Below are 24,925 nucleotides of genomic sequence, written 5' to 3'. Positions count from 1 at the left end.
GGGCGGGGGCGCAGCGGGTGGGGGTGGGGTGGGTCGGGGCGCCCACGGCCGTGGGCGTTCGTCCGGCGGGGGCGGGCCGCCTCCAATCGGGGGGCCCCGCCCCTCTTTCGTGCCCGCACCCCATGTGCCGTCGGGGTCAGCCGCCGGACGCGTACAGCTCCTCGATCTCCTTCGCGTACGCCGTCGTCACCGCGTGCCGTTTGACCTTCAGGGACGGGGTCAGCATGCCGTTCTCCTCGGTGAACTCGCCCTCGACGAGGCTGAAGGCCCGGATCGACTCGGCGCGGGAGACGGCCTCGTTGGCGTAGTCGACGGCCTTCTGGACGGCGGCGCGAAGGCGCGGGTCCTGGCGGACGGCGGACATGGGGGTGTCCGGGGGCAGGTTGTGGACGGCCAGCCAGTGGGCGACGGCCTCGGGGTCGAGGGTGATCAGGGCGCCGACGCAGGGCCGGTTGTCGCCGACGACCAGGCACTGGCCGATCGGTGAGCGGCTGCGCAGGCGGTCCTCCAGGATCGACGGGGAGACGTTCTTGCCGCCGGAGGTGACGAGGATGTCCTTCTTGCGGCCGGTGATGGTGAGATAGCCGTCCTGGTCGAGGGAGCCGAGGTCACCGGTGGCGAACCAGCCGCCGGCCAGGACCGCGTCGGTGGCCTCCGGGTTGTTCCAGTAGGCGTCGAAGACGATGCCGCCCCTGATCAGCACCTCGCCGTCGGCGGCGATCCGGACGCCGGTGCCGGGGACGGGGGGGCCGACCGTGCCGGGCCGGGGTGTCAGCGGCGGGACGATGGTGGCCGCGGCGGTGGTCTCGGTCAGGCCGTAGCCCTCGTAGACGACGATTCCGGCGGCGTGGAAGAACAGGTTGAGGTTGCGGTCGAGCGGGGAGCCGCCGCTGATGGCGTAGCGCAGCCGGCCGCCGAGCTCCTTGCGGATACGGCGGTAGACCAGCAGGTCGTACAGCGCCCAGGCGGCGTAGAGGCCCGGACCGGGGCCCTTGCCGGTGCCGAGGAACTTCCTCAGGTACGCCTCGGCGAAGCGGACGGCGATCCGGTCCGCGCGGTCGAAGGAGGCGCCGCGGCCGATCTTCTCGGCGGTGGCGCGGCCGGTGTCGTGGATCTTCTCGAACAGGTAGGGCACGCCGACCAGGAAGGTGGGACGGAACTCCTGGAGCATCGGGCGGAGTTCGTCCGGTTTCACGCTCGGGCAGTGGCCGACCTCGATCCGGGCCAGCAGGCACGCGATCTGGAGGGTGCGGCCGAGTATGTGGGCGAGCGGGAGGAAGAGGAGCGTCGAGGCGGTCTGGCGGGTGACCGCCTTGAAGACCGGGTGGAGCAGCTCGACGGTGTTCGCGGCCTCCGCGTGCAGGTTGGCGTGGGTGAGGACGCAGCCCTTGGGGCGGCCGGTGGTGCCGGAGGTGTAGCAGATCGTCGCGACCGTGCCGGGGGTCAGGGCGGTGCGGCGCTTGGTGACCTCCTCGTCGGGGACGTTCTCGCCGAGGAGGACGAGGTCGGTGAGTGCGTCGGCGTCGAGCTGCCGGACGCGGGGCGGGTGGGGGTGACCGGCCGTGCCGGTGGTGACGGTGGCGGCGTTCTCGGCGGTCTCGGTGACGACGTGCAGGGCGCCCGAGTCGCGGACGATCCACTCCACCTGCGGCGCGGCCGAGGTGGGGTAGATCGGGACGGTGCTGCCACCTGCCGCCCAGACGGCGAAGTCCAGGAGCGTCCACTCGTAGCGCGTGCGGGACATCACGGCGACCCGGCCGCCGGGTTCGAGGCCGGCGGCGATCAGGCCCTTGGCGACGGCGGTGACCTCCTGGGCGAAGGCGGCTGCGGTGACCGGCACCCAGGTGCCGTCGGCCGTCCTGCGCCGCAGCACCACGGCGCCGGGGTCCTCGGCGGCGTTGGTGTACGGGATGTCGGCGATGCTGCCGGTGGTGGGAGGCTCGGCCATCGGCGGGACGTGTACCTCCCGCACCGTGCCGGTCTCGTCCCTGATCAGCTCGACCTCGGCGCGGGCCGACAGGTCGGTGCGCTGCCTGGCCCGTTTCAGATCCTTGCGTACGCCCATGGCGGCTCCCGCGTTGCCGGTGCACGGTGGTGACGCAAGGTCAACTTACCCGGAAGTAAGGAAAGGTCAATGGGTCGCGCGTGAACCCGCCGGACACCGGGCGTCAGTACGTGATGCCCTGGGCCTGGTCGATGGCGGTCGCCAGTTGCCGTACCTCCTCGTCCTCCGTCCGCCGCGCCAGCTCGTCGGCGTGCTCGGCGAGTTCGCGCATGCCCGGCGCACCGGGCAGCGGGGTGTGGCGGGTGTCCTCGCGGCGCAGGGCGTCGGCGAAGTAGGCGGCCACCACCGTGACCTGGAAGCGGGCGGACGCGCCGCGCACCGAGTCGTCGAGGGCCGTCGTCTCCACCCGGCCCGACTCCTCGTGCGGGGCCCGGGTGGCGGGGTCGAGCCAGCGGACGGTGGCCGTGGCGAGGTGGCCGTCGGCGCCGGGCCTGGTGCGGACCGCGTACAGGGCGGTGACCGTGTGGCCGGGGCCGACCTCGCCGCCGTCGACGCGGTCGTCGCGGAAGTCCTCGTCGGCGACCTCGCGGTTCTCGTAGCCGATCAGACGGAACCGGGAGACCGTCTGCGGGTCGAAGGCGACCTGCGCCTTGGCGTCGCGGGCGGTGAGGTCGACGTGGCGCGGGAGTTCCTCGCAGAACACCTCGCGGGCCTCCTCGGCGGTCGAGACGTACGTCGTGTGGCCGTCGCCCCGGTCGGCGAGGCGTTCCATCAACTCGTCGCCGTACTCGCTGCCGACGCCCACGCCGAAGAGGGTGACGCCGTGCTCGCGGCGGGCCCCGTCGATCCTCTCCAGGATCGTGTCGGCGTCCGTGTCGCCGGTGTTGGCGAGGGCGTCGGAGACGAGGACGACCCGGTTGGTGGCGCCCTCGCGCAGGCCCTCCACGGCCGTCGCGTACCCGGTCTCGACGCCCGCGCCGAGGTTGGTGGACTGCTGGACCTCCAGGCCCGAGACGGCGCCGTGGATCCTGCCGCGGTTGCCGCCGAGCCGGGTCATCGGCAGTACCGTCTCGGCCTCGTCGCTGAAGGTGACCAGCGCGACCGAGTCGTCGTCGCGCAGCCGGTCGGTCATCACGGCGAGGGACTCCTTGGCGAGGTCCAGCCGGCCGGGCTCGGACATCGAGCCGGAGACGTCGAGGACGAACGTGAGGGCGGCGGGCGGGCGTTCGCCCTCGTCCTCGGCCGGGCGGGTGGCGAGGCCGACGCGGACCAGGGACCAGTCCTCGGCGCTGGTGCGAGCGCCGTCGACCGTCACCGAGAAACCGTTGCCGTCGGGGCGTTCGTAGTCCTGGCGGAAGCTGTTGACGAACTCCTCCGGGCGGATCGTCGACGGGTGCGGCCGGGCGCCTTCGGCGAGGGTGCGGCGGGCGTAGCCGTACGAGGCCGTGTCCACGTCGAGGGCGAAGGTGGAGAGGTAGTCGGGTTCCGGCGCGAACTCGCGGTCCGTGCCGTCCTCGTGCTGCTCCCCGCTCACCTCGCCGGAGTCCGGGGCGGGCGGGGCCGGGGCAGGGAAGCCGTCGGCCTTCTCCGCCCGGTCGGCCCGGCTCGCGTCGCCGGAGTCCCCCGCGCCGCAGCCGGTGAGCAGCAGACCGCCCGCCGTGGTGAGCGCGAGCAGCGCCCCGCTGAGCCGCCGTATCCGATATCGCTTCATCTCGCGTGCCCCCTGTGTCCGTCGACCGCCCGTCGAACCTCGACGTCAGTGACTGTGACGGCACAGGGGGCCGGAACGTGCGTGACAAAGCGTTGCGCTTGCGTCTCGAAGAGGCCACGGAGCGGGCCCGCCGAGACCGGTGGGAGATCTTCCGGAGACCTAGGAGACGACGTCCTTGCGGGCGAAACCGCGGAAGGCCAGGGCGAACAGCACGAGTGCGTAGGTCACGGAGATCGCGGTGCCCTGGATCATGCCGGACCACTGCGGTTCGGGCTGTACGGCGTCCGCCCAGGCGAACTGCCAGTGCGCGGGCAGGTAATGGCGCCAGTCGCCGAGGGCGGTGACCGCGTCGAGGACGTTGCCGACGATCGTCAGGCCGACCGCGCCGCCGACCGCGCCGAGCGGCGCGTCCGTCCGGGTGGACAGCCAGAACGCCAGCCCGGCGGTGACCAGTTGGGACACGAAGATGTACGCCACCACCACCAGCAGCCGCTGCGCCGCCGTGCCCGCGTCGAGCGCGCCGCCGGTGGGTATCTGCAGTGGGCCCCAGCCGTAGGCGGCGACGCCGACGGCCAGCGCGACGACCGGCAGCAGCAGCATGGCGGCCAGGCTCAGGCCGAGCCCGACGACGAGCTTGGACCACAGCAGCCGGGCCCGGGGCACGGGAGCGGCGAGCAGATAGCGCAGCGAGGACCACCCGGCCTCCGAGGCGACCGTGTCGCCGCAGAACAGGGCGACCGGGATGACCAGCAGGAAGCCCGCCGACACGAACAGGTTCACCGCGGCGAAGTTGGCCGCCGACGCGGTGGCCGTGTCCATCAGCGTGATCCGGTCGCCGCCACCGTCCGGCTCACCGCCGATCGCGAAGGCGACGACCAGGACGAAGGGCAGGACGGCGAGGATGCCGAACATGACCAGCGTGCGGCGCCGCTTGAGCTGGCGGACCAGCTCCACCCGCAGGGGCAGGGTGCGGCCCGCCCGGTAGCCGGACGCGGTCTCCTTGGCGTCCGTGCGGTCGGCCAGGGTGCTGCCGCTCATGCGGAACCTCCGATCAGGGTGAGGAACGCGTCCTCCAGGCGGCGGTGCGGGCCGACCGAGGCGACCGGCACCTCCAGCCGGACCAGCTCGGCGACCAGCCGCGAGGCGCTGCCGCCGGCGTCCAGCCGGACCAGCAGCCCGTCGCCGGTGACGACGGCCGAGGCGACGCCCGGCAGGGCGGCGATCTTCTCGGCGACCGGTTCGTCGACGGGCGTGCCCGTGCCGACGAGGAGGGTGTCGCCGGAGCCGACGATCTCGCCCACCGGCCCCGCCTGCACGAGCCGGCCCCGGTCCATCACCACGAGATGCGTGCAGGACTGCTCGACCTCCGACAGGAGGTGGCTGGAGACGATCACCGTGCGGCCGGCGGCCGCGTACCGGATCATCACCTCGCGCATCTCGCGGATCTGCGGCGGGTCGAGGCCGTTGGTCGGTTCGTCGAGGATGAGCAGGTCCGGCAGGCCGAGCATGGCCTGCGCGATGGCCAGGCGCTGGCGCATGCCCTGCGAGTACGTGCGCACCGCGCGGGCCAGCGCGTCGCCGAGACCGGCGATCTCCAGCGCCTCGTCGAGGTGGGCGTCCTCGGCGGGGCGGCCGGTCGCCCGCCAGTACAGCTCCAGGTTCTCCCGGCCGGACAGATGCGGCAGGAAGCCCGCGCCCTCCACGAAGGCGCCGACCCGCGACAGCACGGGTGCGCCGGGGCGGATGGCGTGGCCGAAGACGCGGATGTCGCCGCCGTCCGGCCTGATCAGGCCCATCAGCATGCGCAGGGTGGTGGTCTTGCCCGCGCCGTTGGGGCCGAGCAGACCCAGGACCTGGCCCTTGTCCACCCGGAAGGAGAGGTCCTTGACCGCGTACCGCTCCGCCGAACTGGCGTACCGCTTGCTCAGGTCACTGATCAGGAGCGGCACGTCGGACAGCGCGGGGTCGGGGGCCGGCGTCACAGTGCGGCGGCGGGCGGAGAGCAGCAGCGCCAGGGCGACCACGGCACCGGTCAGCGGCAGCCACCACACCCAGGCGGGCAGCGGCGTGGCGGCCGCCGTCACCTCGGGAGCCGTCGGTACCGACAGGGCGCCCTTGAGGGAGACGGTGTAGGTCGCCGGGGCCGCCGGGGAGGCGTACGCCAGGTCGGTCGAGGCGAGGACCAGGCGCAGCCGGTGGCCCTTGCCGGCCTCGTGGTCGACGGCGGGGAGGGTGAGCGTCACGTCCTTGCCGGCCTTGGCGTCCGTCACGCGGACGGGCGTGACCAGCTGGGAGGGCAGCACCTGCTGACGGCCGTCGGGGCCGACGTCGTAGACCTTGGCGAAGAGGACGGCGTCCTCGCTGCTGGACTTCACGTGGACGGTGGCCGTCGGTGATCCGGTGATGCGCAGGTCCTCGGTCAGCGGCGCCGACTCGAACCGCGCGTGCTGGCCCGGGAAGTCGAGCGAGATGCCGACTCCGAGCGCGGAGAGCTGGGCGAGGCCGCCGCCGGCGCCGAGGCCGGGCAGGGCGGAGACGGCGGGCGGTCCGGCGCCGGGCGGGTTGTCGAAGCTCTGCTCGTGTCCGGTGAGGACCACCGCACGCCGTCCGCTCCCCAGGCCGGGATACGTGTCGGCGCTCGCGCCCCGCAGCAGGGCCTCGCCGTCGGTGGAGTCGACGCCTCCGGTGCGGGTGACGCGGAAGGCGGGGCCGGTGGCGGCACCCTCGTCGTCCTTGAGGTAGCGGTCGAACCACCGCGTGACGCGCTGCTGGACCCGGGTCGTCTCCAGGTCGCCGCCGTCGTGGCCGCCGGCGATCCAGTCGACGTCCACGGGGGCGCCGCCCGCCCGGACGGCCTGTGCGGCCGCGTCGGCCTGGTCGAGCAGGAACAGGGAGTCCGACTGGCCCTGTATCAGCAGGGTGGGTACGTCGATGCGGTCGCCGACGGCCGACGGCGAGCGCTCTTCGAGCAGTTCGCGTGCCTCGGTGTCGGGGGTGCCGGACTCGGCGACCCGCTCGTACATCTCGCACAGCCGCGGCTCGAACTTGGCGCAGCCGCCACCGGAGTTGACGAAGACGCCCGCCCACAGCTTCTTGAAGACGTCGTTCGGGAAGAGGGCGTCGGCCAGGTTCCAGTAGGTGATCGCCGGGGCGATGGCGTCCACGCGGTCGTCGTACCCCGCGGTCAGCAGCGCGATCGCGCCGCCGTAGGAGCCGCCCGCCATGCCGACGCGGGGGTCGCCGGACTTGTCGAGCGCGACCTGCGGCTGCCCGGCCAGCCAGTCGAGCAGCTTCGACACGTCGGCGACCTCGCCCTCGGGGTCGTTCAGCCCGATCCTGCCCGTGGACCCGCCGAAGCCGCGTGCCGACCAGGTCAGCACCGCGTAGCCGTCGCGCGCCAGCTCCTGCGCCTGCTGCCGTACGTCGTCCTTGCTGCCGCCGAAGCCGTGCCCCAGCAGCACCGCGGGGCGGCGGCCGGTGGACGCGGTGGTGAAGTACGAGGTGTCGATGCGCACCCCGCCGGCACCGGGCAGCACCCGGTCGGCGCGGCGTACCGCGGGCGCGTCGTCGTCGGCGACGGCCGTCCAGGTACCGGCACCGGCGAGCACGACGACGGCGGCCGCGGCGGCCACCAGCCGTCGTGGCCGCCGCAACAGCCCGCGCAGTCCGGGCGAGCGAAGATCCATGCGTCAACGGTACGCGGCGAACCTGCCGCCCACTGACAGCTCACGGTCTGAACCCGGTGCCCTCCCAGGGGAGTACGGCGCCGCCGTCGCATACCGCGCCCGTGGTACGTGGGTCCACGGGCGCGGTCCCGGTTCCGGTCCGGCGCGGGAGCCCGGCGCGGGTCAGTGGTTGCGCGGGAAGCCCAGGTCCACGCCCGCCGGGCCGTCCGCCGGGTCGGGCCAGCGGGTGGTGACGACCTTGCCGCGGGTGTAGAAGTGCGTGCCGTCGTTGCCGTAGATGTGGTGGTCGCCGAAGAGGGAGTCCTTCCAGCCACCGAAGGAGTGGTAGCCGACGGGGACCGGGATCGGGACGTTCACGCCGACCATGCCGGCCTCGACCTCCAGCTGGAAGCGGCGGGCGGCGCCGCCGTCCCGGGTGAAGATCGCGGTGCCGTTGCCGAACGGGGAGGCGTTGATGAGGGCGATGCCCTCCTCGTACGTCTCCGCGCGCAGCACGCACAGCACCGGGCCGAAGATCTCGTCCTGGTAGGCCTTCGCCGACGTCGGCACCTTGTCGAGCAGGGAGATGCCGATCCAGTGGCCGTCCTCGAAGCCGTCGACGGTGTAGCCGCTGCCGTCGAGCACGACCTCGCAGCCCTCGGCGGCGGCGCCCTCGACGTAGGAGGCCACCTTGTCGCGGTGGACCTTGGTGATCAGCGGGCCCATCTCGGACGTCGGGTCGTTGCCGGGGCCGATCTTGATCTTCTCGGCGCGCTCGCGGATCTTGTCCACCAGTTCGTCGCCGACGGAGCCGACCGCCACCACGGCCGAGATGGCCATGCAGCGCTCGCCCGCGGAGCCGTACGCCGCCGAGACCGCCGCGTCGGCCGCCGCGTCCAGGTCGGCGTCCGGCAGGACCAGCATGTGGTTCTTGGCGCCGCCGAGGGCCTGGACGCGCTTGCCGTTCGCGGACGCCGTGGTGTGGATGTAGCGGGCGATCGGGGTGGAACCGACGAAGGACACCGCCTTGACGTCGGGGTGCTCCAGGAGCCGGTCGACGGCCACCTTGTCGCCGTGCACGACGTTGAGGACGCCGTCCGGCAGGCCCGCCTCGGTCAGCAGCTCGGCCAGCCGGACGGAGGCCGACGGGTCCTTCTCGGAGGGCTTCAGCACGAAGGTGTTGCCGCACGCGATGGCGAGCGGGAACATCCACATCGGCACCATCGCCGGGAAGTTGAACGGCGTGATGCCCGCGACGACACCGAGCGGCTGGCGCAGCGAGGCCACGTCGACCCGGCTCGCCACCTGCGTCGACAGCTCACCCTTCAGCTGCACGTTGATGCCGCAGGCCAGGTCGACGATCTCCAGGCCGCGCGCCACCTCGCCGAGGGCGTCGGAGTGCACCTTGCCGTGCTCGGCGGTGATCAGCTCGGCGATCTCGTCGCGGTGCGCGTCCAGCAGGGCGCGGAAGCGGAACAGGATCGTGGTGCGCTGGGCCAGTGAGGACTGGCCCCAGGTCAGGAAGGCCTCCTTCGCGGAGGCGACCGCCGCGTCCACCTCGTCGACCGAGGCGAACGCGACCTTCGTGGTGACCGCGCCGGTCGCCGGGTCCGTGACCGGCCCGAACGTGCCCGACGCGCCTTCGGCGGACTTGCCGCCGATCCAGTGGTTGACGATCTTCGTCATGACCGGTTACTCCTTCACAGATGGCGGCGTCGGGTCGAGACGTGCCGTTCGTACAGCTCACGGGCCTTGACCGCGGACGATCGGGTCGCGGTCTCGGCCACGGGTACATCCCACCAGGCCTGCGCCTCGGGCGCGCCCGACACTGTGTCTGCCGTTTCGGTCTCGACGTAGACACATGTGGGAGTGTCCGCGGCCCGCGCCTCGGCGAGCGCCGAGCGCAGGTCGTCGACGGTCCGGGCGCGCAGCACCCGCATGCCGAGGCTCTCGACGTTGGCGGCCAGGTCCACGGGGAGCGGGGCGCCGGAGAACGTGCCGTCGCCCTCGCGGTAGCGGTAGGCGGTTCCGAAGCGCTCCGCGCCGGTCGCCTCGGACAGGCCCCCGATGGACGCGTACCCGTGGTTCTGCACGAGCAGCATCTTGATCGCGATGCCCTCCTGCACGGCGGTCACGATCTCCGTCGGCATCATCAGGTAGGTGCCGTCACCGACCAGGGCCCACACCGGCCGGTCGGGGGCGGCCAGCTTCACGCCGATCGCGGCCGGGATCTCGTAGCCCATGCAGGAGTAGCCGTACTCCAGGTGGTACTGGTCGAAGGACCGGGCCCGCCACAGTTTGTGCAGGTCACCGGGCATCGACCCGGCGGCGTTGATGATCACGTCCGACGCGTCCACCAGTGCGTCCAGCGCGCCGAGCACCTGTGTCTGCGTCGGCCGTGCGGTGGGCTCGGCGGCCTCGTAGGCGGCGTCGACGCGCCGCTCCCAGCCCGTCTTGTCCCGCGTGTACTTCGTGACGTACGCCTCCGGGACCCGGTGGCCGTGCAGCGCGAGCGCCTCGGTCAGCTCCGCCAGGCCGCTGCGCGCGTCCGCGATCAGGGGCGATCCGGCGAGCTTGTGGCCGTCGTAGGCGGCGATGTTGAGGTTGAGGAAACGGACGCCGGGGTCGGCGAAGAGCGTTCCGGACGCGGTGGTGAAGTCGGTGTAGCGGGTGCCCACGCCGATCACCAGGTCGGCCGTGCGGGCCAGTTCGTCGGCGGTGGCGGTGCCGGTGTGGCCGATGCCGCCGACGTCCTGCGGATGGTCGTACGGCAGGGAGCCCTTGCCGGCCTGGGTGGAGGCGACCGGGATGCCGGTGGCCTCGGCGAACTCGGCGAGGACGCTCTCGGCGCGGCTGTGGTGGACTCCGCCGCCGGCGATCAGCAGTGGCCGCCGGGCGGCCCTGATCGTGGTCACGGCCTCGGCGAGCTCGGTCGGATCGGCGCCCGGCCGGCGGACCACCCAGGTGCGCTCGGCGAAGAACTCCTCCGGCCAGTCGTACGCCTCGGCCTGGACGTCCTGCGGGAGCGCGAGCGTGACCGCGCCCGTCTCCACCGGGTCGGTCAGTACGCGCATGGCCTGGAGCGCCGCCGGGATCAGCGCCTCCGGGCGGGTGACGCGGTCGAAGTACCTCGACACCGGGCGCAGGCTGTCGTTGACCGACACATCGCCGGCGTACGGCACTTCGAGCTGCTGCAGGACCGGGTCTGCGGGGCGGGTGGCGAAGATGTCGCCCGGCAGCAGCAGCACCGGGAGATGGTTGACGGTCGCGAGGGCGGCGCCCGTGACCAGGTTCGTCGCGCCCGGGCCGATGGAGGTCGTCACCGCGTGCGTGGACAGGCGGTTCGACTGACGGGCGTAGCCGACCGCCGCGTGCACCATGGCCTGCTCGTTGCGGCCCTGGAGGTACGGCATGTCGTCCGCGTACTCGACCAGCGCCTGGCCCAGTCCGGCGACGTTGCCGTGGCCGAAGATGCCCCAGGTGGCGCCGATGAGCCGCTGCCGGACGCCGTCCCGCTCGGTGTACTGGACGGAGAGGAAGCGTACGAGCGCCTGTGCGACCGTGAGCCTGGTGGTCATCGGTAACCCCCTGTGCTGTCGACGTGGTCCGGGTGGAAGCAGATCCGCCACTCCCTGGTCCGGCCGGGTCCCGCCATGACGTTCAGGTAGTACATGTCGTGGCCGGGCTGGGCGATGGACGGCCCGTGCCAGCCGTCGGGGACGAGGACGGCGTCGCCGGTGCGGACCTCGGCGAGCAGGTCGGCGCCGCCCTCACGGGAGGGGAACACCCGCTGGTAGCCGAGGCCGCCTGGGCCGTCGATCTCGAAGTAGTAGATCTCCTCCAGCTCGGACTCCTCGCCCGGCCGGTGCTCGTCGTGCTTGTGCGGCGGGTACGAGGACCAGTTGCCGCCGGGGGTGATCACCTCCACGGCGATGAGCTTGTCGCACGTGAAGGCGTCCGCGGAGGCGAAGTTGCGCACCCGGCGGGCGCAGTTGCCGCTGCCGCGTTCCTCGACGGGGACCTCCGGCGCGGGGCCGTAGCGAGCGGGGAGTCGTCGCTCGCACTTCGCTCCTGCCAGGGCGAAGCGGCCTCCCGCGCCGGAGGTGATCTGTGCCTGGGTGTCACGGGGGACGTACGCGAAGTCCGAGACTCCGGCGAAGACGCTCTCCCGGCCCAGCAGTTGGAACACCGCGTCAACCACTTGCACAGTACAACCACCTTGCAGGGGCAGCACGATCCACTCGCTGTCCCCGGTGGTGAAGGTGTGCGTGGCGCCCGCCTCCAGCTCGACGATCCGCAGGCTGCTGTGGGTCCAGCCGGCCAGCTTCGGGTCGATGTCGAGCGCGTAGTACGCGTCGGCGGTGGCACCCTTCGGGACGTACAACTCGTTGCTCATGCGGCCCTCACAGCAGTCCTACGGCGGTGTCCACGGCGGCGGCCACATCGCCGTCCGCCGGGTACAGCAGCGACCGGCCGACCACCAGCCCCCGGACGGTGGGGAGCTGGAGAGCGCCGCGCCACTTCTCGTACGCGCCGTCCTGGTCGTCACCGACGTCGCCGCCGAGCAGCACGGCGGGCAGGGTCGAGGTCGCCATGACCCTGGCCATGTCGTCGGGGTTCTCCGTGACCGGGACCTTCAGCCAGGTGTACGCCGAACTGCCGCCCAGCCCCGAGGCGATGGCGATGGACCGGGTGACGGCGTCGGCGGACAGGTCGTTGCGCAGCCGCCCGCCGGTGTCCCGGCGGCTGATGAACGGCTCGACGAAGACGGGGAGCCGGCGTGCCGCCATCTCGTCGATCGCGCGGGCGGTGGACTCCAGGGTGGTCAGGGAGCCCGGGTCCTCGTAGTCGATGCGCAGCAGCAGCTTGCCTGCGTCGAACCCCAGGCGCTGGATGTCCTCGGGGCGGTGGCCGGTGAAGCGGTCGTCCAGCTCGAAGCGGGCGCCCTGGAGTCCGCCGCGGTTCATCGAGCCCATGACGACCTTGCCGTCGAGGGCGCCGAGCAGCAGCAGGTCGTCGAGGATGTCGGCGGTGGCGAGGACACCGTCGACGCCGGTGCGGCCGAGCGCGAGACAGAGGCGTTCGAGCAGGTCGCCGCGGTTGGCCATGGCCATCTTGCGGTCGCCGACACCGAGCGCGCCACGGGCCGGGTGGTCGGCGGCGACGATCATGAGGCGGCCGTCGGCGTCGATCAGCGGCCGGCGGACGCGGCGGGCGGCGGCCTCGGCGATCGCCTCGGGGTGGTGGGTGCGGGTGCGGACGAGGTCCGCGATGTCGACGGTCACTGGGGGGCTCCCGTGGAGTGGGCGGGGGCCGGGGTGCCGGCGCGTACGGCGCCCGCGCTGAGGGCCGCCGCCACCTCGGCCTGGGTCGGCATGGCGGAGGAGCACTCCAGGCGGGAGGCGACGATGGCGCCCGCGGCGTTGGCGTGCCGCATGGTCTTCTCCAGGTCCCAGCCGGCCAGCAGGCCGTGACAGAGCGAGCCGCCGAAGGCGTCGCCGGCGCCGAGGCCGTTGAGGACGTCGACCGGCAGCGGCGGGACCTCGACCGACTCGCCCGCGCGGCTGACGGCGAGGACGCCCTTGGGGCCCTGCTTGACGACGGCTACGGAGACTCCCGCGTCGAGGAGTGCCGCGGCTGCCGCGTGCGGTTCGCGGACGCCGGTGGCGACCTCCACCTCGTCGAGATTGCCGACGGCGACGGTGGTGTGCTTCAGCGCCTCGGTGTAGAAGGGGCGGGCCGCGTCCGGGTCCCGCCAGAACATGGGGCGCCAGTCGAGGTCGAAGACCGTGGTGCCGGACCTGTCGCGATGGGCGAGGGCGGCGAGCGTCGCCGTACGGCTGGGCTCCTCGCTCAGGCCGGTGCCGGTCATCCAGAAGATGCCCGCCGCGTAAATGGCGTCGAGGTCGAGCTCGTGGGCGTCGATCTCCAGGTCCGGGGCCTTGGGCTGCCGGTAGAAGTAGAGCGGGAAGTCGTCCGGCGGGAAGACCTCGCAGAAGGTGACCGGGGTCGGCAGCCCGGGCACCGGCGTGACCCAGCGGTCGTCGACACCGAAGCCGCGCAGCGCCTCGTGCAGATAGGTACCGAACGGGTCGTCGCCGGTCCGGGTGATCACCGCGGTGCGCCGGCCGAGGCGGGCGGCGGCCACGGCGACGTTGGTCGCGGATCCGCCGAGGAACTTTCCGAAGGACGTCACCTGTGGGAGGGGGACGCCGGTCTGCAGCGGGTAGAGGTCCACGCCGATCCGCCCCATGGTGATCAGGTCGTACGCCATCGAGATCCCTTCGCGTTCCCGTCGCGCCTGCGTCGGCGGCTCTCTCCGGTTTCTAGTCTCCGCGCGGGAGGCCTGTCAATAGTTTGTCCGGACATTCGGACCAGTAGCCGTTTCGCGGCAACGGTGACCCGGCGGCGCCCCCATGTCAACGCGCCCCGCCCGGCGCCCCAGCGCGCTCTTTTGCTTCACCTCTGTCACAAACGCCACTCCCTTGTCACACATGTCCGGTGTACGCGGGCTGCGTGTCACACCCGGCACACAGCCGCTGTCGTGTCGTCACTCTCCGTCGTTGGGCGGGCACAGGCTTGGTGATTGTTCGCCAGCGCAGCGCCCGGCTCCCCCGGACGGCCGGTCCACGGCCGCCGCCGTGGCGCGCGCAGGGAGGTGCACTCATGACCGACCGAAGGCTCTGGTCGTACAAAGAGATCGCGGCCCACATCAAGGTGCAGCCGGACACCGTGCGGTCCTACCGCAAGCACGGGCTGCTGCCCCCGCCCGACCATGTGGAGAGCGGCAAGCCCTACTGGTACGCCGACACCGTCCGCGCCTGGGTCGCCTCCCGGCCCGGCAATCGCGGCCGACGGGCGGAGTGACGGCCTACGGTGAGCTGTCCCTCCGGCGGAATATCCGTGGTGCCCCACGTCCACGTGGGGCACAGTCTGGCCGTACCCCACGTCCAGGCCCAGGGCACACCCCGCGTCCAGGGCTCGGCCCCGCTCCTCGCGGAACGCCGACCCCCGGCCGTCACCTTGTCGCGCGGGCGCTGCGTCTCCTCGTTCGCGTCACCCCTCTCCGGCGCCGGGGCCGATTCCCCCTCGCTGACGCCGAACCGTGCGTGCAGTCGGCGTAGGGGACCCGGGGCCCACCAGGTGGCGCGGGCCGTCAGGCGCTGACGGCCGGGACCATCAGGCCGCGGACGACCATCGCGACCATCACGACGGCCTTCGCCACCTGGAGCCCCTGAGCGCCGGAGCACCCGCCTCCGGCGCCACCCCCTGAGCGCCCTTCACTCCTCTCGGCCGGAATGCGGCATACGCCGCACACGCATACGGTTCGGACAACTCGCTCCATCGGGAGCAGCAGCACAGGAGTACGAGGGACCGCCGTGACCCAGTTCCCGCCGCCCGGCGCGCCCCGCGCCCGGATTCCGAGTCCGCAGCAACCTCCGCCGTCGTACCCCCGGGTCCGTGCGGGCCTGTGGCGGCGCTGCCTGTGGAGCGGACTGGCGCTCTGGGCGCTGACCGCGATCGTCGTCCACGCGACCGGCGACGCCGCCCTGCTGCCCACCCTGATCCTGCTCGGCTGTTTCCTGACGCCCGTCGCCTTCGTGCTCTGGGCGTACGAGCGGCACGGCCATGACCTGGGTGTCAGCGTGATCCTCGGGTGCTTCCTGACAGGCGGGACGCTCGGGGTGCTGGGCGCCTCTCTGACGAAGGACCTGCTGCTGTACCCGTCCCCGCGGATGTTCGCCGGTCTCGGCCTCGCCGAGGAGGCGATGAAGCTGGGCGCGCTGGTGTTCGTCCTGCGCCGTCGGCCCGGGATCCGCGGCCTGCGGGCCGGGCTCGTGCTGGGCGCGACCGTCGGCCTCGGCTTCGCGGCCATGGAGGGCGCCGGGTACGCGTTCCGCGCCGCCGTGGCCACCCCGGGCCTCGGCTTCAGGGCGCTGCTGGAGACCGAGATCCTGCGCGGGGTCCTGGCACCCTTCGGGCAGGGCCTGTGGACGGCGATCGCCGGTGGCGTCCTGCTCGCCTGCCGCCACCCGAACGGACGCTTCCGACTCACCGGCGCGGTCGCCGCGACATACCTGGGCGTGGCGCTGCTGCACGCCCTGGGGGAGTCCACCCATGGCATCGCCGTCTGGCTGGTGGTCCGGCTGACCGGCGGCGAGCCCGGCCGGCACCTGTTCACGGAGGGCTACATCGCGCACCCCACCGAGGAGCAGCAGCACCTCTTCACACTGCTTTCCCTGGGCGGACTGGTCGCCGTGGCGCTGCTCGGCCTCGGCTGGGCGCGCTCACTGACCCGCCGCGCCCCCTCCTGGAGAAGTACCCCCTAGGGGTATAGTCTTAAGTGTACCGGGGATCCTTCTGGGCCCCGTCCGTCCCATCTGCCTCGACGAGGAGTACGACATGACCGCGCAGACCGACACCACGGGTTCCGTCACCGCCGTCTACAAGGTGAGCGGGATGAGCTGCGGGCACTGCGAGGGCGCCGTCTCCGGCGAGATCTCCCAGTTGCCCGGCGTCAGCTCGGTGAAGGCCGTCGCGGCCAGCGGCGAGGTCACGGTCGTCTCCGCGGCCGCGCTGGACGAGGAGGCCGTCCGCGCGGCCGTCGACGAGGCCGGCTTCGAGCTGGTCGGCCGCGCCTGAGCACGCTTCCCCGCACCGGGCCGTACCGGCGAGCCGCCCCCGGGGGCCGGTCCCGTACGGTCCGGTCCGCCGTCTGGAGTCGGAGTCGGACATGACCAGCACCACCACACGGACCTCCATAGAAACCGCCCCAGGGACCTCCATAGCCACGCCGGTCTCCGAGGTCGAACTGCTGATCGGCGGCATGACCTGCGCCTCCTGCGCGGCCCGCGTCGAGAAGAAGCTCAACCGGATGGACGGCGTCAGTGCCACGGTGAACTACGCCACGGAGAAGGCCCGGATCAGCTACCCGGCCGGAACCGAGGTCGCCGACCTGATAGCCACCGTCGTGAAGACCGGCTACACGGCCGCGGAGCCCGCACCGCCACGACCGGAACCCGAAGAGGCGCCCCGGGACCCCGTGCTGGCTCCCCTGCGGCAGCGCCTGATCGTCTCCGTACTTCTCGCCACCCCCGTCGTCCTGCTCGCGATGATCCCGGCCCTCCAGTTCGACAACTGGCAGTGGCTGTCCCTCACCCTCGCCGCGCCCGTCGTCGTCTGGGGAGCCCTGCCCTTCCACAAGGCCGCGTGGACCAACGCACGGCATGCCGCGGCCACCATGGACACGCTCGTCTCGGTGGGCACGCTGGCCGCGTTCGGCTGGTCCCTGTGGGCGCTGTTCTTCGGGCACGCGGGCATGCCCGGCATGCGGCACCCCTTCGAGTTCACCGTCTCCCGCACGGACGGCGCCTCGGCGATCTACCTCGAAGTGGCCGCCGGAGTCACCGCCTTCATCCTCCTCGGCCGCTACCTGGAAGCCCGCTCCAAGCGCCGCGCGGGCGCCGCGCTACGGGCCCTGATGGAGCTCGGCGCGAAGGACGTGGCGGTGCTGCGCGACGGGCGCGAGGTGCGCGTGCCGGTCGCCGAACTGGCCGTCGGCGACCGGTTCGTCGTACGCCCCGGCGAGAAGATCGCCACCGACGGCACGGTCGTGGAGGGCGTCTCCGCGGTCGACGTCTCGATGCTGACCGGCGAGTCGGTGCCGGTGGACGTGACGGCCGGGGACGCGGTGGCCGGCGCGACCGTGAACGCCGGGGGCAGGCTGGTCGTCGAGGCGACCCGGATCGGCTCCGAGACCCAGCTCGCGCGGATGGCCCGGCTGGTCGAGGAGGCCCAGAACGGCAAGGCGGAGGTGCAGCGGCTCGCGGACCAGGTCGCCGGGTTCTTCGTACCCGTGGTGCTGCTGCTCGCGACCGCCACCTTCGGCGTGTGGCTCGGCGCGACCGGCGACAGCGTCGGCGCCTTCACCGCGGCCGTCGCCGTCCTGATCATCGCCTGCCCGTGCGCCCTGGGCCTGGCCACCCCGACCGCCCTGATGGTGGGCACGGGCCGCGGCGCCCAGATGGGCATCCTGATCAAGGGCCCCGAGGTCCTGGAGTCCACCCGTCGGGTCGACACCGTGGTCCTGGACAAGACCGGCACGGTGACGACGGGCCGGATGACCCTCCAGGAGGTGTACGTCGCCGAAGGCGCCGACGAGCGGGAGGTGCTGCGCCTCGCGGGCGCCCTCGAACACGCCTCCGAGCACCCCGTCGCCCGGGCCGTGGCCGCCGGTGCCGCCGAGCGGGTCGGGGAGCTGCCGCCGGCCGCGCGGTTCGAGAACGTGCCCGGACGGGGCGTACGCGGGCACGTCGAGGGCTTCGAGGTGGCCGTGGGGCGCCTCTTCGAGGAGCTGCCGCAGGAGCTGGCGCGCGCCCGCGACAAGGCCGAGAGCAGCGGCCGTACGGCCGTCGTGGTCGGCTGGGACGGGGTCGCGCGCGGGGTGCTCGCGGTCGCGGACACCGTGAAGGAGACCAGCGCGCAGGCCGTGCGCGAGCTGCGTGAGCTCGGGCTCACGCCGGTGCTGCTGACCGGGGACAACCGGCGGGCCGCCGAGACGGTGGCCGAGACCGTCGGCATCGACCAGGTGATCGCCGAGGTGCTGCCCGAGGACAAGGTCAAGGTCGTACGGCGGTTGCAGGCCGAGGGGCGGACGGTCGCCATGGTGGGCGACGGCGTCAACGACGCGGCCGCGCTCGCCACCGCCGATCTGGGGCTCGCGATGGGCACGGGCACCGACGCGGCGATCGAGGCGGGCGACCTCACCCTCGTCCGCGGGGACCTGCGGGCGGCGGCGGACGCGATCAGGCTGTCCCGCCGGACCCTCGCCACGATCAAGGGGAACCTCGTGTGGGCGTTCGGCTACAACGTGGCGGCGCTGCCGCTGGCCGCCGCGGGTCTGCTGAACCCGATGATCGCCGGGGCGGCGATGGCGCTGTCCTCCGTGTTCGTCGTGACGAACAGTTTGCGGCTGCGGGCGTTCCGCTGATCCGCGAGTTCCGCTGAAAAGGCAGGATCCCCCTTCAGTCCGGCGCGAGCCTCACATAAGCTCTTCACAAGGCTCGCGCATCATCCTTACGCTTGGGCCCGGTTCTTCGTACCGGGCCTCTTGCGTATCTAATGGGACATATGCAAGAGACGCAGATCACAGTGGTGTGAACGTAACCATCGAAGGGGTTCGAAGGTCTAAGTTGGCGATGTCAGAGGGCGTCTTGGGGGGCGTCACCTGGCATCTGGGGATGTCTTGGGGGACTTCCTCAGAGATGCGTTGCCGGGACACGTACACCGGGGAGCTTTGAGCGGCCCTCCCAGCGTGCGCTGTCCCGGCAGACCGCAGGGCCGCACGACGCACCACCGCAGTACGGCACGACGCAGTAACAGCGATTCAGGCGCTGGTTTCTCACAGACGCCCGGCCGGATCCCGTGGGGGGAATCCGCACCGGGACATGGGAAGGCGCCCTGGTCGTCGGCCCGTGGGGGGACTGACGCACCAGGGCGCCTTCTGTTTTGCCCTGTTGCTGCGTACGGCTTCGTCCTGCCGCCCGTACGGTTTCACCCAGCCGCCGCCTACGGCTGTGCCCAGCCGCTCCGTGGTGCCGCTGGATGCGGCCGCCTGCCGTGCGTCAGGCGGCCGCGGGGGATCAGCGCTCCTCGACCGGGACGAAGTCGCGCTCGACGACGCCCGTGTAGATCTGGCGCGGGCGGCCGATACGGGAACCCGGCTCCTTGATCATCTCGTGCCACTGGGCGATCCAGCCCGGCAGCCGGCCGAGGGCGAACAGGACCGTGAACATCTCGGTCGGGAAGCCCATGGCCCGGTAGATCAGACCCGTGTAGAAGTCGACGTTCGGGTAGAGCTTGCGCTCGGTGAAGTAGTCGTCGGAGAGCGCGTGCTCCTCCAGCTTCAACGCGATGTCCAGCAGTTCGTCGGACTTGCCGAGCGCGGACAGCACATCGTGCGCGGCGGCCTTGATGATCTGGGCACGCGGGTCGAAGTTCTTGTAGACCCGGTGGCCGAAGCCCATCAGGCGGACGCCGTCCTCCTTGTTCTTCACCTTGCGGATGAAGGTGTCGACGTCGCCGCCGGAGTCGCGGATGCCCTCCAGCATCTCCAGCACCGACTGGTTGGCGCCGCCGTGCAGCGGGCCCCACAGCGCGTTGATGCCGGCGGAGATCGAGGCGAACATGTTCGCCTGCGACGAGCCGACCAGGCGGACCGTGGAGGTCGAACAGTTCTGCTCGTGGTCCGCGTGCAGGATGAGCAGCTTGTCCAGCGCGGCGACCACGATCGGGTCGAGCTCGTACTCCTGGGCCGGCACCGAGAAGGTCATACGCAGGAAGTTCTCGACGTAACCGAGGTCGTTGCGCGGGTAGACGAACGGGTGACCGATCGACTTCTTGTACGCGTAGGCCGCGATCGTCGGGAGCTTGGCGAGCAGACGAATGGTGGAGAGGTTGCGCTGCCGCTCGTCGAACGGGTTGTGGCTGTCCTGGTAGAACGTGGACAGCGCCGAGACGACCGACGACAGCATGGCCATCGGGTGGGCGTCACGGGGGAAGCCCTTGTAGAAGTTCTTGACGTCCTCGTGCAGCAGGGTGTGCCGCGTGATCTCGTCCTTGAAGCCGGTGAGCTGGTCGACGGTCGGCAGCTCACCGTTGATCAGCAGGTACGCCACCTCCAGGAAGGTGGAGCGCTCGGCCAGCTGCTCGATCGGGTAACCGCGGTACCGGAGGATGCCGGCCTCGCCGTCCAGATAGGTGACGGCGGATTTGTAGGCGGCCGTGTTTCCGTAACCGCTGTCCAGGGTCACCAGACCGGTCTGGGCCCGGAGCTTTCCGATGTCGAAGCCCTTGTCCCCGACGGTGCTGTCGATCACCGGGTAGGTGTACTCGCTGCCGTCGTACCGCAGTACTACAGAGTTGTCGCTCACGTCTTCCCTCACCGACGTAGTGCCTCATCTTCGAGGTGCCCTGACTGTCTCTACCATCCCCCATTTGGCTCAGGAGAGTGCACTCGGGGTCGACCATTGGGCTTATCGGCGGCACTCAGTGCCGCCAACCTGCCATCCTGCCCGGTCGATTCCGCTTCCGGAAGTGCTCTGTGACCTTTGCGACTCGTTTGATCGATCATTTTTCGGCCGCGGACCGGATCAGGACTCCAGGGTGCCGGAATCAGGCCCCCGGGCCGCGGGGAGCCAGCCTGAAGTCGAGGGCCGTGCAGCGGCGTCCCGCCGACACCGTGCGCACCGCCTGGCCGATCGCCTTGCGCGAGCCGACGAGGACGACGAGTCGCTTGGCCCGGGTGACCGCCGTGTAGAGCAGGTTGCGTTGAAGCATCATCCAGGCGCCCGTGGTCACCGGAATGACCACCGCCGGGTACTCGCTCCCCTGCGAGCGGTGGATCGTCACCGCGTAGGCGTGTGCCAGTTCGTCCAGTTCGTCGAATTCGTACGGGACCTCCTCGTCCTCGTCCGTCAGCACCGTCAGGCGCTGGTCGACCAGGTCGAGCGAGGTGACCACGCCCACGGTGCCGTTGAAGACACCGTTCTCCCCTTTTTCGTAATTGTTCCTGATCTGGGTGACCTTGTCCCCGACGCGGAACACCCGCCCGCCGAACCGCTTCTCCGGCACGTCGGGGCGCCCCGGAGTGACGGCCTGCTGGAGGAGCCCGTTGAGGGTGCCGGCGCCCGCGGGCCCCCGGTGCATGGGGACGAGCACCTGGACGTCCCGGCGGGGGTCCAGCCCGAACCTGGCCGGAATACGGCGGGCCACCACATCCACGGTGAGCCGCCCGGCGGCCTCCGTGTCGTCCTCGACGAAGAGGAAGAAGTCCTTCATGCCGTCGGTGACGGGATGCTGCCCGGCGTTGATCCGGTGGGCGTTGGTGACCACGCCGGACTGCTGGGCCTGCCGGAAGACACGGGTGAGCCGCACGGCGGGGATCGGGCTGCCGTCGGCGAGGAGGTCCCGCAGCACCTCGCCCGCACCGACGCTGGGGAGCTGGTCGACGTCGCCGACGAAGAGGAGGTGCGCGCCGGGCGGTACGGCCTTGACGAGCTTGTTGGCGAGGAGCAGGTCCAGCATGGAGGCCTCGTCGACGACCACGAGGTCGGCGTCCAGGGGCCGGTCCTTGTCGTACGCGGCGTCCCCGCCGGGCTTCAGTTCCAGCAGCCGGTGCACGGTGGAGGCCTCGGCGCCGGTGAGCTCGGCGAGCCGCTTGGCGGCACGGCCGGTCGGGGCCGCGAGGACGACCTTGGCCTGCTTGGCGCGGGCCAGCTCCACGATCGACCGCACCGTGAAGGACTTGCCGCAGCCGGGACCGCCGGTGAGGACGGCGACCCTCTTCGTCAGCGCCAGCTTGACAGCGGCCTCCTGCTCGGGGGCGAGGTCGGCGCCGGTACGGCCCTTCAGCCACGTCAGTGCCTTGTCCCAGGCGACGTCGCGGAAGCCGGGCATGCGGTCCTGGTCGGTGCGCAGGAGCCGCAGGAGCTGGGCGGACAGGGAGAGCTCGGCGCGGTGGAAGGGGACGAGGTAGACGGCGGTGACGGGCTCACCGCCGTCGGGGCCGGGCACGGACTCCCGAACGACTCCTGGGTCCTCGCCCTCCTCGGGCGGCGCCGCGAGCTCGGCGAGGCACTCGATGACGAGCCCGGTGTCGACCTGGAGGAGCTTGACGGCGTCGGCGATGAGGCGTTCTTCCGGCAGGTAGCAGTGGCCCTGGTCCGCCGACTGCGAAAGGGCGTACTGCAGACCGGCCTTGACGCGCTCCGGGCTGTCGTGCGGGATGCCGACGGACTGGGCGATCTTGTCGGCGGTGAGGAAGCCGATGCCCCAGACGTCGGCGGCCAGGCGGTACGGCTGGTTCTTGACGACGGAGATGGAGGCGTCGCCGTACTTCTTGTAGATGCGCACGGCGACGGAGGTGGACACCTCGACGGTCTGGAGGAAGAGCATGACCTCCTTGATCGCCTTCTGCTCCTCCCAGGCGTCGGCGATCTTCTTCGTCCGCTTGGGGCCGAGGCCGGGGACCTCGATGAGCCGCTTCGGCTCCTCCTCGATGATCTGCAGGGTGTCCAGGCCGAAGTGCTGGGTGATGCGGTCGGCGAAGACCGGGCCGATGCCCTTGACCAGGCCGGAGCCGAGGTAGCGGCGGATGCCCTGGACGGTGGCCGGAAGGACGGTCGTGTAGTTCTCCACGGTGAACTGCTTGCCGTACTGGGCGTGGGAGCCCCATCTCCCCTCCATCCGCAGCGACTCGCCCACCTGCGCGCCGAGCAGGGCGCCGACGACCGTGAGGAGGTCACCACCGCCTCGTCCGGTGTCGACGCGGGCGACCGTGTAGCCGTTCTCCTCGTTGGCATACGTGATCCGCTCGAGGACGCCTTCGAGGACGGCCAGTCGTCGTTCACCGGGTGCCGGTGCCGGCTGGTTGGACATGATCTGACGGTACCGGTGGGGTGTGACAGTGGAGGAGCCTGCCCGCGCTCCCCTCCTATCGACGCGTGCCTTCCCCGCCCTGTCGCCACGTTCTGGTGGGTTGGCCGTGCTCGTCCCAGGTGTTGTCCTCCAGGAGCGTCATCCCGTTCTCCGCGAACACCTGCTTCGCCGCGAGCACACCGTTGGCATGCCACTCCTTGAACTCGCCGACGGGCAGCCCGTTTCGCACGGTGCCCTCCGAGCGGAGGGTGCCGTCCTTGTACCACTCGCGAGAGGGCCCGTTCTTGTAGCCGTCGGCGTAGGTGTCGAGGCTGACGAGACTCTCGCCGAGATGTTCGGTCACTTCCCCCGTGAACGGTTCCCCGCGGTGGTACAGCCGCTCCGAGTCGTCCATGTCCACGTCGGGGTCGTCGATGTCAATGCGCTGTACGGCTGTCATCAGGGAATCCAATTCTCGTCACTCGGCGGGAAGCCGGTGTAGCGGCCATGGGTGCTCGGCACGCCTTCGAGCATATGGTTGCAGTTTGCGCAGAAGGGGGCTGGGCGGCCCGGAAGACCGGTCTCCTTGTGCTTCATGAACGGGAACTCGACCGAGGCCCGCAATTCGGTGAGCGCCTCCGGGCCGTCCGGTAGGCCACGCTTGGTGCGTTCCCGGAGCAGCTGGTTCGCTGCCTTCACCTCGGCATGGCCCAGTGGATGATCCTTGTGCGGCGGCGGGTCGCCGATGGACCCGAACCGATCCGCGAGCGTCGGATGAAGCTGATCGACCGGGATCACGTTGTTCGACCTGCCGTTGATCCCCTCGAAGATCTGACCGGTCCGCAGGTCGACCACCGCACCCACGCACTCACCGGCCTCCTTACGCGAGAAGGTCTGAGCCTCCTTCGCCTCCCGGTAGGCAGCACCCCGCTCCCGTGACAAGTCGTCCAACCACGCGCCGACGGGGCGACCGTCGACGTGCGTGATCAGCTGGGTCTCCGGATCGACCGTGAGCCGGTGTTCCGGGAGGGTGCCGAAGTTTTTGTCGCCGGCACCGGGGGGCGGCAGTGGGTTGTCGTCCTCGACCCTGATTCCCTCAGGTGTCTCCTCAGTGCGCGGCACCTCAGGCTGATGCTCGCCGTGGTTCGCCGGCACGCCGTCGCCGCCGGGGCTGCCCGGCCCCGGATCGTGACGAACGCCGTCGTCGGCGTGGCCATTCGGTGGCGTCGCGTTGTCATGCGGAGGCGTGGGGCCGTCGTGCGGCGGAGGCGGGCCGTCGTGCGGCGTTGCGGAGGAGCGCGTGCCGGACGGAGGTTCCTGGCTTGCGGACGGATTGCGGCCGAGGTCGTCGGCGTGGCCGCCCGGCAGGTTGTCGACGCTGTTGGTCGGCAGGTTGTCGGCGCGGCCTCCGGGCAGGTTGTCGGCTGTGCTGCCGGAGAGGTTGTCGGCGGTGCTGCCGGGGAGGTTGTCGCCGATGCGGCCGAGGTCGCCGACGTCGCTGCCGAGGCGGATGTGCTGGCCGGCGTTGTCGGCCGCGTGGACGGCGCCGGCCATGGCGGGTTCGCGGACGGGGCTGTCGACGCGGGGCAGGTCCGCGCCGTCGCGCGGGATGCCGGGCTGGTCGACGACGTCGCCGGGGCCGTCGTCGGCCTTCGCGACGACGTTGCCGCCCTCGTCGAGGATGTTGCCCTCGGGGTCGTAGTAGCGGGCCGGGGCGCCGTCATCGGTGGGCAGCTTGACCGTGCCCTCGGGCAGGACGGGGGCGTCGTCGGGGAGCTTGACCGCGCCCTCGGGCAGTTCCACCGCGCCGGGCGGCACGGCCGTCCCCTCGGGCAGCTTCACCGCGCCGTTGCCCAGATCGACCGCGCCCGCCGGGAGCGCGGTGCCCTCGGGCAGGGTCACCGCACCACCCTCGGGAATCTTGACACCGCCCGGAGGGATCGTCGCGCCCTCAGGCAGCCGCACCGCACCCTCGGGCAGCCTGATCGAGCCCTCGGGCAGCGTGATCGCGTTGTCCGGGAGCCGGGGAATCTCGATGTTGCCGACGCCCTTCAGCGCCGCGCTGATGTCGCCGATCTTCGACAGGCCCGCGCCCGCGCCCTTGGCGATGTAGGTCATCGGGTCGAT

Annotated in this window: 16 protein-coding genes and 2 pseudogenes; 4 read left to right on the top strand and 14 right to left on the bottom strand. The window is 71.6% G+C overall.

Annotated elements, in window-relative coordinates:
- Positions 1-136 precede the first annotated feature (136 nt).
- The 9 genes from ACFV6X_RS21985 to iolC all read right to left on the bottom strand — a co-directional run bounded on the left by ACFV6X_RS21985 (position 137) and on the right by iolC (position 13,655).
- Positions 137-2,065 carry an AMP-dependent synthetase/ligase gene (locus ACFV6X_RS21985; RefSeq protein ID WP_385385918.1) on the bottom strand — a complete coding sequence of 643 codons (1,929 nt, stop codon included), beginning with the start codon at positions 2,063-2,065 and terminating at the stop codon, positions 137-139.
- A 103-nt stretch (positions 2,066-2,168) separates the two neighbouring features.
- A complete protein-coding gene (locus tag ACFV6X_RS21980; RefSeq protein WP_385385916.1) occupies positions 2,169-3,716 on the bottom strand; it encodes a von Willebrand factor type A domain-containing protein in 1,548 nt (515 codons plus the stop codon).
- Positions 3,717-3,875: 159 nt separating this feature from the next.
- The gene (locus ACFV6X_RS21975; RefSeq protein ID WP_385385914.1) at positions 3,876-4,754 is read right to left on the bottom strand and encodes an ABC transporter permease; all 879 of its coding nucleotides are present in this window, start codon (positions 4,752-4,754) and stop codon (positions 3,876-3,878) included.
- Positions 4,751-7,402 carry an alpha/beta fold hydrolase gene (locus tag ACFV6X_RS21970; protein WP_385385912.1) on the bottom strand — a complete coding sequence of 884 codons (2,652 nt, stop codon included), beginning with the start codon at positions 7,400-7,402 and terminating at the stop codon, positions 4,751-4,753. Before ACFV6X_RS21970 ends, ACFV6X_RS21975 begins: the two co-directional genes overlap by 4 nt.
- Before the next feature lie 162 nt (positions 7,403-7,564).
- The gene (gene mmsA, locus ACFV6X_RS21965; RefSeq protein WP_385385910.1) at positions 7,565-9,067 is read right to left on the bottom strand and encodes a CoA-acylating methylmalonate-semialdehyde dehydrogenase; all 1,503 of its coding nucleotides are present in this window, start codon (positions 9,065-9,067) and stop codon (positions 7,565-7,567) included.
- A 14-nt stretch (positions 9,068-9,081) separates the two neighbouring features.
- Positions 9,082-10,959 carry a 3D-(3,5/4)-trihydroxycyclohexane-1,2-dione acylhydrolase (decyclizing) gene (gene iolD / locus ACFV6X_RS21960; RefSeq protein ID WP_385385908.1) on the bottom strand — a complete coding sequence of 626 codons (1,878 nt, stop codon included), beginning with the start codon at positions 10,957-10,959 and terminating at the stop codon, positions 9,082-9,084.
- Positions 10,956-11,777: a 5-deoxy-glucuronate isomerase gene (iolB, locus tag ACFV6X_RS21955; RefSeq protein ID WP_385385906.1), complete on the bottom strand. Its 822-nt coding sequence runs from the start codon at positions 11,775-11,777 to the stop codon at positions 10,956-10,958. Before iolB ends, iolD begins: the two co-directional genes overlap by 4 nt.
- A gap of 7 nt (positions 11,778-11,784) precedes the next feature.
- Positions 11,785-12,666, bottom strand: a complete 882-nt coding sequence (locus ACFV6X_RS21950) for a deoxyribose-phosphate aldolase (RefSeq protein ID WP_385385904.1) — start codon at positions 12,664-12,666, stop codon at positions 11,785-11,787.
- The gene (gene iolC, locus ACFV6X_RS21945; RefSeq protein ID WP_385385902.1) at positions 12,663-13,655 is read right to left on the bottom strand and encodes a 5-dehydro-2-deoxygluconokinase; all 993 of its coding nucleotides are present in this window, start codon (positions 13,653-13,655) and stop codon (positions 12,663-12,665) included. The genes ACFV6X_RS21950 and iolC overlap by 4 nt, the downstream gene beginning before the upstream one ends.
- A 392-nt stretch (positions 13,656-14,047) precedes the next feature.
- Between iolC and ACFV6X_RS21940 the strand changes: the two genes are divergently transcribed.
- A complete protein-coding gene (locus ACFV6X_RS21940; protein ID WP_385385900.1) occupies positions 14,048-14,248 on the top strand; it encodes a helix-turn-helix transcriptional regulator in 201 nt (66 codons plus the stop codon).
- A gap of 143 nt (positions 14,249-14,391) precedes the next feature.
- Here the strand turns inward: ACFV6X_RS21940 and ACFV6X_RS21935 are convergent.
- Positions 14,392-14,615: pseudogene (locus ACFV6X_RS21935) on the bottom strand (hypothetical protein); the annotation flags it as partial.
- A 145-nt stretch (positions 14,616-14,760) separates the two neighbouring features.
- Between ACFV6X_RS21935 and ACFV6X_RS21930 the strand changes: the two are divergent.
- From ACFV6X_RS21930 to ACFV6X_RS21920, 3 genes are all read left to right on the top strand, one after another.
- Positions 14,761-15,711, top strand: coding sequence for a PrsW family intramembrane metalloprotease (locus ACFV6X_RS21930; RefSeq protein WP_385385898.1), 951 nt, complete (start codon positions 14,761-14,763; stop codon positions 15,709-15,711).
- Between the two features lie 73 nt (positions 15,712-15,784).
- Entirely contained in the window at positions 15,785-16,024 is a 240-nt protein-coding gene (locus ACFV6X_RS21925; protein ID WP_385385896.1) for a heavy-metal-associated domain-containing protein, read from the top strand.
- 91 nt (positions 16,025-16,115) lie between these two features.
- Complete coding sequence (locus ACFV6X_RS21920; protein ID WP_385385894.1) at positions 16,116-18,371, top strand: heavy metal translocating P-type ATPase; 2,256 nt, start codon at positions 16,116-16,118, stop codon at positions 18,369-18,371.
- 652 nt (positions 18,372-19,023) lie between these two features.
- On the opposite strand, the gene ACFV6X_RS21915 is transcribed toward ACFV6X_RS21920, so the two are convergent.
- The 4 genes and pseudogenes from ACFV6X_RS21915 to ACFV6X_RS21900 form a co-directional block, all read right to left on the bottom strand.
- The gene (locus ACFV6X_RS21915; protein ID WP_365454148.1) at positions 19,024-20,313 is read right to left on the bottom strand and encodes a citrate synthase; all 1,290 of its coding nucleotides are present in this window, start codon (positions 20,311-20,313) and stop codon (positions 19,024-19,026) included.
- Positions 20,314-20,554: 241 nt separating this feature from the next.
- The gene (locus ACFV6X_RS21910; protein ID WP_385385892.1) at positions 20,555-22,819 is read right to left on the bottom strand and encodes an ATP-dependent RecD-like DNA helicase; all 2,265 of its coding nucleotides are present in this window, start codon (positions 22,817-22,819) and stop codon (positions 20,555-20,557) included.
- A gap of 55 nt (positions 22,820-22,874) precedes the next feature.
- Positions 22,875-23,258 (bottom strand): toxin-antitoxin system YwqK family antitoxin, encoded by a 384-nt coding sequence (locus ACFV6X_RS21905; protein WP_385385890.1) that lies wholly within the window; start codon positions 23,256-23,258, stop codon positions 22,875-22,877.
- A pseudogene (locus ACFV6X_RS21900) lies at positions 23,258-24,925 on the bottom strand (hypothetical protein); the annotation flags it as partial. The pseudogene ACFV6X_RS21900 and the gene ACFV6X_RS21905, both read right to left, overlap by 1 nt.

Source organism: Streptomyces sp. NPDC059861, from assembly GCF_042731435.1.
In the GTDB taxonomy this organism is placed as follows: domain Bacteria; phylum Actinomycetota; class Actinomycetes; order Streptomycetales; family Streptomycetaceae; genus Streptomyces.
The sequence above is the reverse complement of the archived record's forward strand: the minus strand, read 5'-3'. Positions and strand labels throughout refer to the sequence as shown.